Origin of the sequence: Chloroflexus islandicus, assembly GCF_001650695.1 — a bacterium.
Taxonomy (GTDB): Bacteria; Chloroflexota; Chloroflexia; order Chloroflexales; family Chloroflexaceae; genus Chloroflexus; species Chloroflexus islandicus.
The window spans coordinates 19,405-34,993 of the sequence record NZ_LWQS01000073.1 but is presented as its reverse complement, the minus strand read 5'-3'; the positions used below and the strand labels follow the sequence as shown (position 1 = coordinate 34,993).

Here is a 15,589-nt window from a genome sequence, read left to right as displayed (position 1 = left end):
CAGCCCCTCTCCCACTGGCGCGGGTTCACGGGCGAACAGAACATCCGTCCAGAACCCGGCCCTAAAGGGCCGGGCTAGGGGTACGAAGCCCGCTGCGCGGGCTGCTGGCCCTCACCCCCAGCCCCTCTCCCACTGGCGCGGGAGAGGGGAGCGTCGAGTTAAGCGTTGAGGCATTGCCCAGCGATCAACGGTTGTGTTCGGCTACATGTTCTGTCCGTACCGCAACCTCTGCTGAGGGGGCGTTGTACTGAAGGGGGAGATGGCTGCGGGGTAGGCCGTCCGAAGCAGTAACATTGGGTGGCAATGGTGCGAATAACCATGATAAGATATAATAAGAGTTTGTTGCCTCTGCTGAAGCAATGGGATCCAAATATGCCTTCATCTTCCCAAGATTGGCCCAACATAACGTTCAGCGGTCACGAAACCTTTACCCTGCGCAGCAATTGGCTCAAGAAAGCTTTTGATCTTCTGCAAGACATTCCCGACTTATTTCGCCGGGATGATGCTTTTGTGTTGCTCGGTGTCGGCAAAAACATGGCGCAGTCGATCCGCTTTTGGGGTAGGGCCACCGGTCTCTTCGAGCGCACCGAGACGGGTGATATGCGGGCGACTGAATTGGGCGTAGCGCTGTTAGCGGATAACGGATGGGATCCGTTTCTGGTTACGGCGGCGGGGCGGTGGCTGTTGCACTATCAGATCGTTTCTAACCCTGATCCGGCATTCACGTGGTATTACACATTTAATGTTTTAAAAAGAGGAGATTTTACAGTCAATTCAATTCGTTCAAACATTATTGATTTCATAAACCGGAAAATAAATAAAATGCCATCAGAAAATACATTGAATAGAGATATTGATTGCATGGTACGTTGTTATGTGCGCACACCAGCTCGATCGCTTGTGCAACCGCTCGAAGAGTTATTGCATTGTCCTCTCTTGGATTTGAATCTGATACAGGCTTTGCCCGACCAATCAGGCTATCGGTTGGCGAGCGGTGCGCAGCCTGATTTGCCTGACGCGCTGGTAGCGCTGGCCGCCTTCCGGCAAGCACGCTGGCAGCAACGGGCAACTCTCTCATTCAATGATTTAGCGTATGGCGAGCGTTCACCCGGACGTATCTTTCGGCTTGATGAGGATAGTTTACTCAGTCGCCTGTTTCTTTTAGAAGAGATCACTGGCGGTGTCGCGTCGTATAGTGATAGCGGCGGGATTCGCCAAGTCATTTGGCGTGATTTGAACCAATCTCAGCTTGAACGCAAGCTGATTGAGTCTGCTTTTGCCTCAGAAAACACTTATGCCTAACCTAATTTCAGTTGCAGCGCGTTTTACGCGGTCTGTTCATATTCGCCATGATTTCCGTGATCTACGCCATCGACTTGATGGTTATATTGTCACACCATTGGTTTTGCAAACAACCGCACGAATTATCAGTGGGTTGCATCTTGAGAGCCGCGAGCGCGCGTTCTCGATTACTGGCCCATTTGGGGCCGGTAAGTCGGCACTTGGGTTGTTTCTAGCGCATTTTTTGATGCGCAATTCCGCCTCGCGTCGCACGTTGCTCCATTCCCTGCATGTCGATGCAAATGCACTGCCACTCGATGTGCCGTCGTTGTTACCAGTGTTGGTTCCGGGCAACAATAGCTCGTTGCGGCGCGCAGTGTTGCAAGCGCTCGTTGATGCGTTGCGTAAGTGGCACATTAAAGTTCCTGAGCAACTGAGCCAACAAATTGCGGCTGCGATCCCTGATCCGGCGCTCGATCCGGTACAGACAGCGACGCTCGTCGAGCAGACGGCTCGTTATCTACGGGTGCATAGTGATTATGCCGGTCTTGTGCTCATTATTGACGAACTTGGGCAGTACCTTGACTATGCGGCTCGCCACGACGATGAGCGCGATTTGTTTGTGTTGCAAACGCTCGCAGAGATGGCGGCGCGAAGCGGCGATGCACCGGTGCTCGTGGTAACAATTCTGCACCAAGCATTTGAGCAGTACACGCTGCATGCCGGTGCGCGGCGCCGGATCGAGTGGGCCAAGGTGCAAGGCCGGTTTGTTGACCTAGCGTTTCAAGAACCGCTGAGCCAGATGGTGCGTCTGATTGCGGCGGCGCTGCGTCCTGCGGGGGCTGATCCGCTACGGGAGCAACGTTTGCAGTGGGCCGAGCGCGTTGTGCCGCTGACAGAAGCCTTGGGGCTGCGTCCAGCCGAAATCGGCAGTCACGAATGGCGCCAGATCGTGGCCGACAGTTTTCCCTTGCACCCGATGACGATGCTGGCGCTGCCGGGGATTGTGCGCCAATTAGCGCAAAACGAACGGTCATTATTCGCTTTTCTCGCCTCTGATGAGCCGTGGGGGTTACGCGATGTCGTGCAGCAGGCGCCAGATGGTGCCGTACCGATATACCGTCTCAGTCATTTGTTCAATTATGTGGAAACAAACCTCGGCGCTAGTCTCTTTGCACGCAGCCGTGGGCGACGTTGGGCTGAGTTGGTGGAGGCGCGCGCGGATTTGACAGGGGCTGATCCACTGCTGCTTGATACATTAACGGTGGTAGGAGTGTTAGGGGCACTCGAACGTGCTGCCGGTATGCGCGCCTGTCAAGCCCATCTTGCTTTTGCACTCGCCGATGATCCGTCTGATCCGGCAGTAGCTGCCGCGTTAGAGACGTTGCAGAAGCGCCAGCATATTACTTATCGGCGTTTCCGCGATAGCTTTGTGCTTTGGGAGGGGAGCGACCTTGATCTTGAGCTGCTGATGCAACAAGCACGCCGGATGCTTGCCGAGCGGTATTCGCTGTGCCAGCTTTTGATGCGTTATGCCGATACCACGCCACGCATTGCATACCGTCACAGTTATCGCACCGGCGCTACTCGCGCCTTTGCAGTGCGCTATGTTGATGTGCAACAGCTCGCCGATACGATGACGGTAGCAGCGGGATTGGTTGGCGAATTGCTGTACGTCGTGCCGTCTGATGAAGAAGAATTGAGCCGGGCTGAACAGTGGGCGTGCCATCCTGACCGGCGACAGGAAACGGCTCGGATTATTGTCCTACCGCGCCATGTTCATGAAATGCGGGAAATGGCACTAGATGTAGCGGCATTACGAATGCTCGCTGAGGAACATGAAGCGCTCGAGCACGACCGAGTAGCGCGGCGTGAGGTCCATAGCCGGTTGATTGAGGCCGAACAGATATTGCGTGATACGCTGGCCGAAGCGTATGGTGTGCAGAGTCGCTGGTTTTACGGCGGCCAGCAAGTACCGGTGGCAAATGCGCGGCAGATTGATGATCTGCTTTCCAAGGCGGCTGACGCAACCTACCCGCTAGCGCCGCGCATTTGGAATGAGTTGGTTGGGCGAGATGCCATCTCCTCGGCGGCAGCCAAAGCGCGCCGGAATGTTGTGGCGGCAATGCTAGAGCAGGTAGACCAAGCATTGCTCGGCATTCAAGGGTATCCGCCGGAACGGGCAATTTATGCCAGTATTTTGCAGCGTGGCGGGTTGCATCGCCAAAATGAGCAAGGTACATGGGAAATCGGCCCGCCACCGCCCTCCGATCCGCTTGGTCTCTTACCCGTATGGCGCGCAATGGAAATCAAACTGATGGAGGCCGGTACGCAGCCATTGGCGCTCGCGGCATTGTATGCTTTTCTTCAGCAGCCGCCCTACGGAATCAAAGCCGGTGTTATCCCGATCTTATTTGTCGCCTTCTATGTTGCGCGCGCCGGTGAGATTGTCTTCTACGAACACGGCAACTACGTGCCGGTTCCTGATATGGCGATGTTTGAGCGTCTATTAGCGCGGCCTGACTATTTCGCCGTTCGTCTTGGCCGGGCCGAGGGCGCGCGTTTCCTCCTCTACCGCCAACTTGCCGAGGCGTTTGCGCCACAAGCATTAACGCAGCGGGTGCAACCGGCGCTGCTAGCGGTGGCGTTGCCTTTGCTGCGTACCTATCATCAATTGCCGGCGTACAGCAAGCAAACGAAGCAGCTTAGCCCGCAAACGCAAGCGGTGCGGCAAGCGCTGCGCGAGGCGCGCGCACCTGATGAATTATTATTTGAACTGCTGCCGCCAGCGTTTGGCGTACCGCCAGTTTCTGGGCATGAGTCAGTGTCGCTGGAGCAGATGCACACGTTCATCGATCAGCTCCGGCAGAGCATGCGTGAGCTGCAAGAGGCCTTTCCAAGCTTGCGACGCATTATTCTGGCACATACTATGCACGTATTCGGGCTTAGCGGCGATGGCGTCGTAGCGCACCGTGAATTGCTGCAACGATACCAGCGCATTGCTGCTGTCACCAACGATACCCAACTACACGCGCTCGGCGCCCGTCTTGAGACAGCCGTGCCTGATGGTGAAGCGTGGGCATTGAGTGTAGCCGCACTGGTTGTGAAGCGACCACCCGATCAGTGGCACGATGCCGATGTGCCGGTGTTTCAAGCGGCAATTGCCGATCTCGCCCGCCGTTTCCGCGCTGCGGAAGAACTCAGTTTGACTGCGCCGATCTTGCCATCGTCTCATCGTGAAGTGATGCGGGTCGGCATTACGAACGGCAATGGCGAAATGAGCCGCGTTGTTCACCTCACCGCGAACAGCGATGTCCAACGCTTGCGCGGCGAGTTGCAAGCACTCTTGCGCCGTTATGCGCATCTCAGCACTGAGCAACAGCTCGGCGCAATGGCGGAAGTATTGCAGCAACTGCTGCTCAATGAGCAACAGTTGGTCTAAGGAGTGTCTATGCCGATGAAATCCGACGTGATTGCCGATTGGGCAGCGCGCCCCGGACGCCATATTGTCAATTTAAGCGGCGGAAAAGACAGCACCGCGCTAGCCATCTTTTTACACGACAAAATTCCGCAAATTGAGTATGTGTTTTGCGATACCCATAAAGAATTGCCGGAGACGTACGATTATCTTGACCGGCTCGAAGCGTTCTTGCAGCGCCCGATCATTCGCCTAAACGCGCAGCGTGGCTTTGATCACTGGCTCAACATGTATGGCGGCATGTTGCCGTCAGCCCAAGTGCGCTGGTGTACACGCAAGCTGAAGATCGAGCCGTTTGAAGCCTTTGTCGGTGATGACACGGTATGGAGCTATATCGGCATTCGCGCCGATGAAGGGCGTAGCGGTTATATTTCGACCAAGCCGAACGTTCACCCGGTGTATCCTTTTAAAGAATTGGGGATGACCATTGCCGACATTGAGCGTATTCTCGAAACGAGCGGGTTAGGTTTGCCAGCTTACTACTCGTGGCGACAACGGAGTGGTTGTTTCTTCTGCTTCTTCCAGCGTACCGGCGAGTGGGTTGGTCTCAAAGAGCATCATCCCGATCTCTTTGAAGAGGCGAAAAAGTATGAAACTGAGCGAGGTGGCGAACACTTTTACTGGCGGCAACGTGAGAGTTTAGCCGAACTCGAACAACCGGAACGGATTGCACAGATCAAGCGCGAGCATGCATTACGCCTTGAGCAAGAGCGCAAGAAGCGCCCAAATCGCCCTCTGATCGAGTTGCTTGGCGCTGTGTTGGATGCCGAAGATGATGAACGGGGTTGTGATATCTGTCATCTATGAGGACGGCTTATGGTTCGGGTTAGCAATCCCTTTGTCGCTTTTCTCAATCGCTATACCACCGCATCACCCGATCACGAAGCGGCGTTTGATGAATACGTTTCCAACGGGCCGGAGCCGCCGGCAGGATCGTTGCGGCTGACAACCAAAATTGAACAGTTTTTGACCAACCAGTTTCGCCAACCCCAACCACCCTCAGTGATCCTAACGGGTAATGCTGGCGATGGGAAAACGTATTTATGCCGGCAGATCGTGAACGTTTTACAGGGAAAAGAACCAGAACGATGGGAGAATTTGATTGATCAACCGATTGAATACAACACCATGCGGTTTTTCATTGTAAAAGATTTGTCGGAATTAAGCGAGGAGAAGGGTAAAGAAATTCTGCTACGTCTGAGCCAGACGTTGCAAACCCCGGATCAGCGTGATCGGTATCTGATTGCAGCGAATGAAGGCCGATTGCGGGCTCTGCTCAGCACTATTGTTGGTCACAAGGAGCTAAAAGAGGCCATTCAAACTCAGCTTGATCAAGGGCCAGCTTATCATCAGTCTCTCATTGTCCTCAATTTGAATCGCGTCGCTACTTCGACCTTTGTGCCGGCAGCGTTAGCGTGGATGACCGATCAGCGCAATTGGCAGGCCTGCAACGAATGCCCGATCCAACTGAAATGTCCCATTCGCTTCAATATGACCCGATTAACCGCGCAACCAGTGCAACAACGCATCAAGATGTTGTACGAGGTGCTTGAGCGGAGCAACGAGCATGTCACTATTCGGGATATGCTCATTCACTTGGCGTACACCATAAGCGGCGGGTTTGATTGCACTCAAGCGCAACAACAGGTGCAAGAGCGCGCCGATATGTCGTATCTTGCATACTATGAGAATATCTTTGGGCGTGACGACGATGCCGGTTTTCGCCGAAAATCGCATGTTACGCGCTTGCTGCATCGGTTCAACATTGGTTCCCAATCGATCTTTGCCATTGACGAGTTTATTATTAACGGCGGCGAAACAATTGAGGAGCAACAACACCACCAAGCGATCTTTGGCGAAACGGTTGATCTGCACTTCAAAGCGTTTCATCAGGCGCGCCGGGCTTATACCGAAGGCATCGAGAGCGAACGTGGTCAAGATGTGTTACGGTGGCTGCCGCATTGCCGGCGCAAACTGTTCTTTGAGCGCAATCATCCAGACGATCAGCAACTATTGCCGTTTCGCTACTTTTCCATCTATCAACGATTGCTCGATCAACCGCAAGGAAAACACGAAGACATCGTCAGCCAGTTGATCGGAGGTCTCAATCGGGCATTCTCACGCCTCTATTTGACGCAGACCGGCCAACTTCGGGCCAATGAACGGCTGTACATTACCACCCAATACGTTCATAGCGTTAATCAACCGCATCCGATCGTGTTGCTGACCTTGCCGATTGAAAATATAAGGCTCATCGTAAACACAACTAGTGATCAACATCTTGATCTGCCAGCGCGCTCCCTTTACCTCCATATTGCGCCGCCACCCACTCAGCGTCATGCTGAGCCGGTAGAGTGGCCACTAAACATCTTGCTCTTCGAGCACCTGATGCGCATTGCCGATGGCGGGCACATCTCGATTTTGGCTGACGAATGCGAACTCGAGGTGCGCCGGCTGAAGGACGTCTTGATTCAACAATTCGCTACGGTTGATATTTCGGCCAACGAAGTGGCCTTTTTTGTGCCGGCGCGTCACCGCTACGAGTTGCGCCGGTTACGGATCGACGAACAAGGACGGCTGGCTATTAGCTAACTGCTCAGGTTGGTGATAGTTATGGATACGTATGGCAATATTGATGCGCGTGGTAAGTATCCACCTGAGGTCATGGTGTGGGGCCACCGGTTGCGAGAGGGCCAGCACTGGATGGAGTATTTGCTGGAGTTCTTGAGTGTACTAGCGGGATATGGCTATCAGTTTGGCCGCACCGATGAATATCGGGTACCGGCACGGTTAGGGTTGAAGCGGTTTGTCTTTTACGATGAATACGAAAAAACTCAAGATCCGCGTGATCAAAAAGCGGTCGATTTATTGCGGCAAGAGCTAGAAAAGCATGTGACAGCCAATGGCCATCAACCTAAAGCAGTCTTAGAGCAGTTGCGCGCGTTACTGCGTTCATTTTCCGTGATTGAAGCGAATCGTTCTTGGTTTGCCAAAAGCTTGTTTCCCGTGCATGAAGAATTGTTGCTATGGGAAGCGTTACGCAAGGGAGCAACTAAAAACGTTTACCAAGCCCAAGTTGATAGTCTGACAAGCGCACAATTGGATGCGGGGATTGAGTTTTTGCCGAGAAATTTCTTTGCGCGCGGCGGTGAGTTGTACTACTTGATGATCTCAGCCGGCACTGAACAATCGCCAGAGCAGCGCCAGCGCATCGGTGATCGATTACGCGAACTCTTAGTCGAGCGCAATCAGATGCTGGGACGATTTGCGCAGATGGTCAATGCCACATGGCAGTCATTGATTAACGAAGAGCAGGTCGTTAAAACGGAACCGGGATGGCTGCCCGATCCGGATTGTTCGTTGTACCGGCAGTGTGCGGAGGATGTTGAACATTTGCTCGATAACCGGCTTGATGCTCTAGAGAGCCTCGAACTGCTAGCTCACCTGATTGGATTTCATATCATTATTTATATTTATCATCGTGCGCATCCCAATCATAACGATCACATTCATCACACAGGACAATGTCTTAATCAGTGCCGGCCTGAGATCCTGATTGATATTCCCGGTGATGAGGATAGCCGGGTTATCCGGCAAATATCGGCTAGCCAACTGTTACGGCATGAACAATGGCAGAGCGATCGCATTCGGGCATGGTTCCGAAGTGTGGCAACAGTGATGGCACAGCACACAACTGCGGCGGTATTAGTTGATGCACTCGTTGATCAAGCAGAACAGTTTGTCGGGGGTGTGCGCAAGACGGCTCGCCAAGCCTTTCAGACCCACATTGCGCAATTTCACCAGCAAGCGCTCCAGCTTAAAAACAATACGGATGCGATCATCGAACATTATAGCCAGATGATGTATGCAGTGACAGAACATAATTTCCGTGATCACTTCCTGCCCATTCATCGCCGGCTTGGCCGGGCAATTGGTCTGATCGCACCGCAACGCGGCCCGCAGCCACGGTTTGTGTTGGGTGATACGTTGCTCAAGACGTTGACAATGACTGTTGTCAAACCGGCTGAGCAGGCCATTAGCTTTGGTGAATTCTTAACCCGATTATATCAACGGTACGGCATTATCGTCGGGCCGGGTGAAGCGCGTGAGTCTGGATTGCTATCGCGGGCTGGGGTGAATGAAGGAGTGTTTGCCCGTAATCGCGAGCGGCTGCTCGAGCGGCTGAAATTTGCCGGTTTAGCAACCATCTATTCTGATGCGACGGCAATGGTGCATCGAGCGTAGGTTGCGGAGGCGCTATGACAAAGAGTCCTGATCAGATTGTTGCTAATACAATTATGCACTGCTTAGATCGTTTCGCCGCGCAAGATCAAACCAGCCGGATATTTGTGCGCTTAGAAGATTTTTCAGCCGACGTGTATCGTCACGTGCTCAAAACGATCCGGCCTATCTTGAATGGTCGCCCCGTGATAGTGCGGACGGTTGGTCTGATTAAGGGTTTTGAACAATTTCAAATCGAACCTGACAAATCAGCCACATGGTATCGCAACAACTTAAAAGCAGGACACATGCTCCTGCTGATTTTTAACCGGCGCGCGAGCGATGCGCAAAGCTTGAAAGATATGTATGTGCTTAATAGCACAGCTCTGATGCTTGACTATCTGGATGAATTGATCGAAGCCAGTATCCAGTATTATCAAGTAAGTCGAGATGAACAAAAAGTGTTAAGTGAATTCGTGCGTATTCGCTTGAGCCGTTTAGATATAGCACGATCAATTGAGGATTTGGTGTCGTTTTTTATTGAAATTGATAGGTTGTTAAATGATCATGTCACACTCGAGAAGGCAATTGCCCAAGCTTTACCCCATCTACGCTTGTTCCGTTGCGCTGAATTTGCTACACACCTTCATACCTCGCGCGCCGATAAGCTGCTGCGTGAAGTGCGTGATGCAGCCCGGATCGGTTTTGAGATCGTTGATGAGCAACGCAGAGAACGGTACCTTAAGAATCTTGAGCGGGCTGAACTGAGTGACGAGACGACAACCGGCGGTTTATCATCTGAGCAGAAAAAGCAGTTGCTCCGCGCTTTTATTCTGGGGGAGCTGACTGATGATCCGGCTCAGCTTCGCCAAGCGCTTGCACTTGATTGGGCCGAGGTGCAACAGATCATTAAGCCGCGCCGCAAGAAAGCGAGCCTCGAGCAGGTTATTCAAGAACTCGAGCAGGTGATCAACCAGACCGATGATGATGTCGAGGTTGTGCCGGAGTTAATCAGCCAACTCCGGGATGGGGTTGAGGTTGAGCGATCGCTGATCGAGAAGACATTGGCAAATTACCGTGAAATGCTGTCGGTTGAGAGTCAAAGCGCACTTCGCCGGCTTATGCGACCGCGCGAAGTGAGAAGTGCTGATTTTTTGACCGGCTTGCTCTCAGCATTGATCGATCTGCGCCATTTGCGTGAGGATAGCGAGGTTGCCGGCGCACAAATAGTGGTGCAATTTCAGCCGTCGAAAGAAAAGCAACCGTTGGCGGAGGCCGTGCAAGCGTTTCGCTGTTTGTACGGCGGTATTGAGACAGTCATGAGCACTATCCAATGGGAGTTAGCTGAATTATGGAATTTAGCTGTTGATCAAACTGAAGAAGAGGATTTGGGTAGTGATGAGACCGAACGGGTGAAAACGAGTAAACTGGCCTTCAATGTTCTGCTTCAGCGTAAGAATCAGACCATCGCTTCAACCACATTGATCTGGGAATATCGCTCGGATAGTCCAGCAGCAGCGACCTATCAAGCATTGGTATACGAGAGCGGATTCTTGCAACCATCTCTTCACGGCCCTCTATTTGCCGCTGCATCGCCATCGTTACGGATTCCATTCTATACCTCTTGCAAGCTTCCGGCTAACATTGTCGATCTTGATCTCCATCGCCCTTTGAATACATTTGGCAATTGGTACCAACAAGCGGATGCCGAACGTAACAACCTGCGGCGCGCGCTCGAAATGAATTTCCACGATCTACGAGTGCCTCCTGAAGCGAAATCGGCCCTGATGAATGCCCTTGATAATCTTGAACGAGCATGGGCTAACGTTGTACACGCGGCATTACAAGGGTTATTTGATGCCCCGATTGATCAACTTGTACTGGTATATCAACAATTTTTAGCGACGATCCTCGAACATTTACCAAAGAAGCAATACAAAGAAATTTATCAAACCATCAATCAAGCTTGGATTATAAGCGAAGATGTGCAAAAAGATTGGGTGATAATGCCGCTTATCCATCCATTGAAATTAGATTGGTGGCATAAGCGGGCAAGATACTATCACGATATTATTGCCCAGATGTTTCGCGTTTCAACACCAGCGCGCGCCATTGACGACAAGCGGTTTCGGCGGGAAATGAGTCTCATCGACAGCGCATTAGCGACCCCGCCGGTGATTGCGCTGGCCAATGCGCGGCATCAAGGGTATTGGTATGTAGCGCATGAAGATGTGCAGGGGTACACGCTCTTCCGTGGGGTGCGCGAGACTAACGGCATTACTGGCGCTACTGTTCATGAGCTAGCCACAGATGAACAAGAGCTGATGGCTAGTCAGGCAGTCGAAACACTGGTTGGGATTATTCAAGACTATATTGAAACGTACCCCTTTGCGCGAGATGGCATTACGATCGTACTCCTCGAATGCCATAACAGCGCGCTGCCGGTGTTGCTGCTCAAACAAGTAAGTGCGCGGAAAACAACCACGCATTATCCTGAGCGCTTGCATCTCATTGTGCATACATCCACTTACGGCGGATCGCTCTACCGGCGGCTTGATGAATGGCTCGCCGACGAGCCGTCAGGAACAGAGCGAGAGGGAGCAGCCTATTTGCCGCGCATTGTGGTTGAGGTGCGCGAGTCCGCACTTGATGAACTCTTGCAATCATTGAAAAGGTCAGACGTTGTTGTATTGGTTGATCTGTTCAAACGGTCAAATCAACCGCTAAAACCAACACTTATTGAGCGCACCCAGCGGGAGGCGGGCAATACAACTATTGACTTCTACCCTACGCGACCAGAGCCATTCCGCGAGGGTGAGACAGAACGGTTGTTGCAATTAGTCCCGAATCATAAACCGGATGTATTGCGTCTCTTCCTGCTCTGCCAGTATGCCGGCAATCTGCAGCCGGGAGCTGAAATGCCGGAGGCAACGGATGATCTGGAATTAGCGCAAGTGCTCTCACTCGATGCATGGCAAGCCAATCTCGAACAGTTGCACCATCACTTCAATTGGGTGGTGTGCTACGATCAAGTCATCGACCGTTTCTTGCTCAAAGCAGCATGCCACGATCGCGTTCAAATCATTCGCTATGCGTTAGGGTTAGGCGTACAACGGCTGCATCATTTGACAGTCTCTTCCGCTAGTCGTACCCAAGAGATTGTGGTCAAACGGCTTGGTGATAGGCTAGCTAATATGTTGCCGCGCATCAAGCGAAGCCAGTGCCAACAGATTGCAGCTCATTTAGCTGAGATGGCCAATCGGATTTCAGGTGATATTGTGTTACGGGCCGCCGGGCCGGGATTGTTCCTCAATGAGTTGATCGGTCTCGTTGTGGCAATGTTTCAAGCTGAGCAGGTGTTTCAGCGCCAATATCCGCAGGCGCTTAGCGTATGGATCTTGCTCGATGACTATAAGCATTGGTTCCAAAGCGGCAAAATGCCTGATTTACTCTTGATTGGATTGCAGAAATCGGGTGAACGGGCTCTGGTTCATTTACAGCTTGTGGAAGCGAAATGTGTTAATGCAACCGCATTCGAGCAAGAGGCAAAGGATGCGCGTTTACAAGTGCGGAGCGGGGTAAGCCGATTGGCTAGTATCTTTGCCCCCGGCGGACGCCATCTCGATGCGCCATTCTGGTATGATCAACTCTATCGTGCTATTGCCGGCAATGTCCAATTTAATGATGAGCAGTTTGCGGTTTGGGAGGCAGTTGCTGAGCAGATCCATCGTGGCGAGTATGATTTCGTCATCAGTGGCGCTAGTTATGTTTTCTGTTATGATGATCAAGTAGGAATTTTCAATGGCCCAGACATTCGGCCATTTACCGAGACGGCTGCTGATGCCCCAGCGGCATCACTGATTGAACATCGCTATGGGCGCAATGAGTTGATAACGGCGCTGCATCAGCTTGTGCAGCAGACGAGTGCGCTCGATCCGCAACAGATATTTGATTGGACGCCTGATCCGGTTAAACATTCGCACGATGTCGCTGCGGAGGCGGTGGGTCTGACCGAACATGTACCCGCCTCTCATACCCTAGTGCCCCCGCCGATATCAAGCACGTCGGGTGAACAAATCGATCTCCCATCATCTTATGACATACCTCAGGTACCGCAAGACGCCATTGCCGAACATCAACATGACAGTCCAAGTGTTCAATCCGAAGAGGAACAGCCAGCCCCTATTCCACCGGTCGAGGCCGCATGGCTTGAACAAAAAGCGCGCGATATCGAGCGTGCCCTCCGCCAGCGTGGTGTCCAACTCTATTCCATCAATATCAATGATGCGGATCAAGGGCCAAGTATTGTGCGGTTCAAGTTTCGACTCAAGCCAAATCAACAGTTGAAACGAGTACAAGCAATGGCCGAAGATTTGGCGCGCGATTTGAAACTGCCTGCGCCACCATATATCGATAATGTGCCGGAAACGGACTTTGTCGGTATAGACGTTCCGCGGCCACAGCGTGAAACGATCTATTTACACCCATTCATTAAGCAATTACCTCAGCCAAAGCCAGCGGAACTGCCGATTGTGATAGGGGTCGCACCGGATGGCCAACCAATTATTGAAGATTTAGCGGAATTTCCTCATCTGTTAGTCGCTGGCGCTACCAAGTCGGGCAAGTCAGTCTTCTTACGCAATCTGTTGCTCAGTCTGTTAACGGTCTACCGTCAGGGAGCATTGGAGCTGCTGATCATCGATCCGAAACAAACAGACTTTACTTTATTCAATAAGCTGCCCTATTTGCGAGGGGGTAAGGTCATCGTTGATCGCAAAGAGGCGCGGGAGGCATTGCTTGACTTAGCGCGCACCGAAATGCCGCGCCGGCAAAAGATTATGGCCCATCGGAGTATGAATATTAAGGCGTTTAATCAACGGTATCCCGAAGAGGCATTGTCGCCGATTATCGCCTTGATCGATGAATATGGCCTATTAACAAGTCTCATGAGCAAAAAAGAGCGAGAGGCATTTGAGCAAAGCTTAGGTGAGCTAGCCGCAGCCGCGCGTGCGGTTGGCATTCATATCATTTTGGCTACCCAGCATCCGAGCGCTGAGGTCATTACCCCGATTATCAAAGCCAATTTAGATGCTCGGGTAGCGTTGCGCGTAGCCTCTCACGTAAATTCGCGAGTAGTACTAGACACGACCGGCGCCGAACATCTTCTCGGTCAAGGCGATATGCTCTTCCGCCGGCCAGATGGCCGGATTCTACGCTTACAGGCACCGTTTATGGATGAAGAGGAGTTAATGCGGTTGTTAGACACGTACCGTTAAACCCCTTTCCCCCACCACATTGATCCATTGGATGCCGGGCCGGCTAGGATCAGGCACCTCTTCCACCAGCAGCACGCGCATGCCGACCGATTCGAGCAGGAGGGTGAGGCGGGCGGGCGGGATGGTGGTGTAGAGGCGGCCATCGGGGGCGCGTTCGCCGTCGGGGGGTGGGGTGCGGTACGAGACGATGAAGCGTCCGCCGGGGCGGAGGATACGGGCGAGGTTGACGGCGGCGCCGATGAGTTCGGCGGCGGGCAGGTGCATGAGCACGGCAACGCAGAGGACGTTGTCGAAGCTGGCGTCGGCGACGCCGGCAAGGTCGGGGAGGGCGGCGGGTTGGACGTTGATGCCGGCGTAGGCGGCGCGGGCTTCGTTGATCATGCCCAGCGATGGTTCAAAGCCGATGGTGGGGTAGCCGTGCTGTTCGAGCCATGCCACGTCGCGCCCGCTGCCGCTGCCGATGTCGGCGGTGGGCCGGCCATGGTGGAAGAAGGCCGTGATCAGGCGGTAGATCGATTCCGGGCGCTGGTTGCGCTGGAAGGCGGCCTGTTGGCGGGCCAGTTCGTCGTAGGCGCGAATGGTTTGCGGGTCAGGCATATTCCATTTCGTGATACCGTGGCGACCGTAGAGACGCACGGCCGTGCGCCTCCGTGATTATGGAGACGCACAGCCGTGCGTCTTTACGATGGATGCGAACCGGTAAACGGGATCAAATTCCCGGCGTCGTCCAGTGTCCAAACGGTGCCGTCGTTGGCGGTGATGCCGGTTTGGGTGCGCCAACGTTCGGGCAGGGGGCGCGGCATTGCCAGCATCCCGCCTGAGGGAGTGCTGAGCAGGGTGAAATCGAGTGTGCCGGCGGTTTTGCCGCGCACGGTGACGCGCACTTTCCAGCAGCCGTTCCATTCACGGTAGAAGTCGTAGTCGAGTTCAACCGGGCCGAGCAGGCCGGTGAGCAGATCGGCAATCAGTTTTTTGGCTTCCGGGACGCGCTTGCGTAGATCGGTGAGCGGTTGCGGGGTTGGCATAGTGGATTGGGTTCGTTTCATCTTCGCTACTGATCAGTTATCCGAATTCGTAATATTGCCGGTGTTATCACTGCAAACGCTTGGCGTAGCTCTGTTTCGTGTTGGACGATCGCTGAAGCGACCAGATCGGCTTTGCGTTCCGGTGATAAGCCGGCTAATCGCAGTAGGATGATGCCGTGCGTGTGGAGCCGGCGCCGAAAGACAATCTCGCCGAAATCGCGATCAGCGGTAATCAGGATCGCCTGCACACGGTTGGCAATCGCAAGGACTTCATCATCCGTAATTCCCGGCTCCATCTCTGCGATGTA

At 53.2% G+C, this 15,589-nt stretch carries 9 protein-coding genes; 6 read left to right on the top strand and 3 right to left on the bottom strand.

What is annotated here, in order from left to right:
- Positions 1–303: 303 nt before the first annotated feature.
- Genes A6A03_RS14960 through A6A03_RS14935 form a run of 6 tightly spaced genes read left to right on the top strand, consistent with a single transcriptional unit; the run spans position 304 to position 14,256 of the window.
- Positions 304–1,302 carry a DUF4007 family protein gene (locus tag A6A03_RS14960; RefSeq protein WP_082908984.1) on the top strand — a complete coding sequence of 333 codons (999 nt, stop codon included), beginning with the start codon at positions 304–306 and terminating at the stop codon, positions 1,300–1,302.
- Positions 1,295–4,723 (top strand): hypothetical protein, encoded by a 3,429-nt coding sequence (locus tag A6A03_RS14955; protein ID WP_066789901.1) that lies wholly within the window; start codon positions 1,295–1,297, stop codon positions 4,721–4,723. Before A6A03_RS14960 ends, A6A03_RS14955 begins: the two co-directional genes overlap by 8 nt.
- 9 nt (positions 4,724–4,732) lie before the next feature.
- Positions 4,733–5,566, top strand: a complete 834-nt coding sequence (locus tag A6A03_RS14950) for a phosphoadenosine phosphosulfate reductase family protein (protein WP_245669009.1) — start codon at positions 4,733–4,735, stop codon at positions 5,564–5,566.
- Positions 5,567–5,575: 9 nt separating this feature from the next.
- Complete coding sequence (locus tag A6A03_RS14945) at positions 5,576–7,351, top strand: hypothetical protein (protein ID WP_066789899.1); 1,776 nt, start codon at positions 5,576–5,578, stop codon at positions 7,349–7,351.
- 21 nt (positions 7,352–7,372) lie between these two features.
- A complete protein-coding gene (locus A6A03_RS14940) occupies positions 7,373–9,004 on the top strand; it encodes a hypothetical protein (RefSeq protein WP_066789897.1) in 1,632 nt (543 codons plus the stop codon).
- Positions 9,005–9,018: 14 nt separating this feature from the next.
- Complete coding sequence (locus A6A03_RS14935; protein ID WP_066789895.1) at positions 9,019–14,256, top strand: DNA translocase FtsK; 5,238 nt, start codon at positions 9,019–9,021, stop codon at positions 14,254–14,256.
- Here A6A03_RS14935 and A6A03_RS14930 read toward each other — a convergent pair.
- Genes A6A03_RS14930 through A6A03_RS14920 form a run of 3 tightly spaced genes read right to left on the bottom strand, consistent with a single transcriptional unit; the run spans position 14,239 to position 15,577 of the window.
- Positions 14,239–14,892 carry a class I SAM-dependent methyltransferase gene (locus A6A03_RS14930; RefSeq protein ID WP_245669008.1) on the bottom strand — a complete coding sequence of 218 codons (654 nt, stop codon included), beginning with the start codon at positions 14,890–14,892 and terminating at the stop codon, positions 14,239–14,241. The genes A6A03_RS14935 and A6A03_RS14930 overlap by 18 nt on opposite strands.
- Positions 14,893–14,936: 44 nt before the next feature.
- Positions 14,937–15,302: a hypothetical protein gene (locus tag A6A03_RS14925; protein WP_066789891.1), complete on the bottom strand. Its 366-nt coding sequence runs from the start codon at positions 15,300–15,302 to the stop codon at positions 14,937–14,939.
- Between the two features lie 5 nt (positions 15,303–15,307).
- The gene (locus A6A03_RS14920; protein ID WP_216636353.1) at positions 15,308–15,577 is read right to left on the bottom strand and encodes a DUF5615 family PIN-like protein; all 270 of its coding nucleotides are present in this window, start codon (positions 15,575–15,577) and stop codon (positions 15,308–15,310) included.
- Positions 15,578–15,589: the final 12 nt, after the last annotated feature.

What these genes read in the sequence shown, in the direction of transcription:
- A6A03_RS14960 (WP_082908984.1), top strand. Translation starts at nt 304, where the DNA reads ATGGTGCGAATAACCATGATAAGATATAATAAGAGTTTGTTGCCTCTG.
- A6A03_RS14955 (WP_066789901.1), top strand. Translation starts at nt 1,295, where the DNA reads ATGCCTAACCTAATTTCAGTTGCAGCGCGTTTTACGCGGTCTGTTCAT.
- A6A03_RS14950 (WP_245669009.1), top strand. Translation starts at nt 4,733, where the DNA reads ATGCCGATGAAATCCGACGTGATTGCCGATTGGGCAGCGCGCCCCGGA.
- A6A03_RS14945 (WP_066789899.1), top strand. Translation starts at nt 5,576, where the DNA reads ATGGTTCGGGTTAGCAATCCCTTTGTCGCTTTTCTCAATCGCTATACC.
- A6A03_RS14940 (WP_066789897.1), top strand. Translation starts at nt 7,373, where the DNA reads ATGGATACGTATGGCAATATTGATGCGCGTGGTAAGTATCCACCTGAG.
- A6A03_RS14935 (WP_066789895.1), top strand. Translation starts at nt 9,019, where the DNA reads ATGACAAAGAGTCCTGATCAGATTGTTGCTAATACAATTATGCACTGC.
- A6A03_RS14925 (WP_066789891.1), bottom strand. Translation starts at nt 15,302, where the DNA reads ATGAAACGAACCCAATCCACTATGCCAACCCCGCAACCGCTCACCGAT.
- A6A03_RS14920 (WP_216636353.1), bottom strand. Translation starts at nt 15,577, where the DNA reads ATGGAGCCGGGAATTACGGATGATGAAGTCCTTGCGATTGCCAACCGT.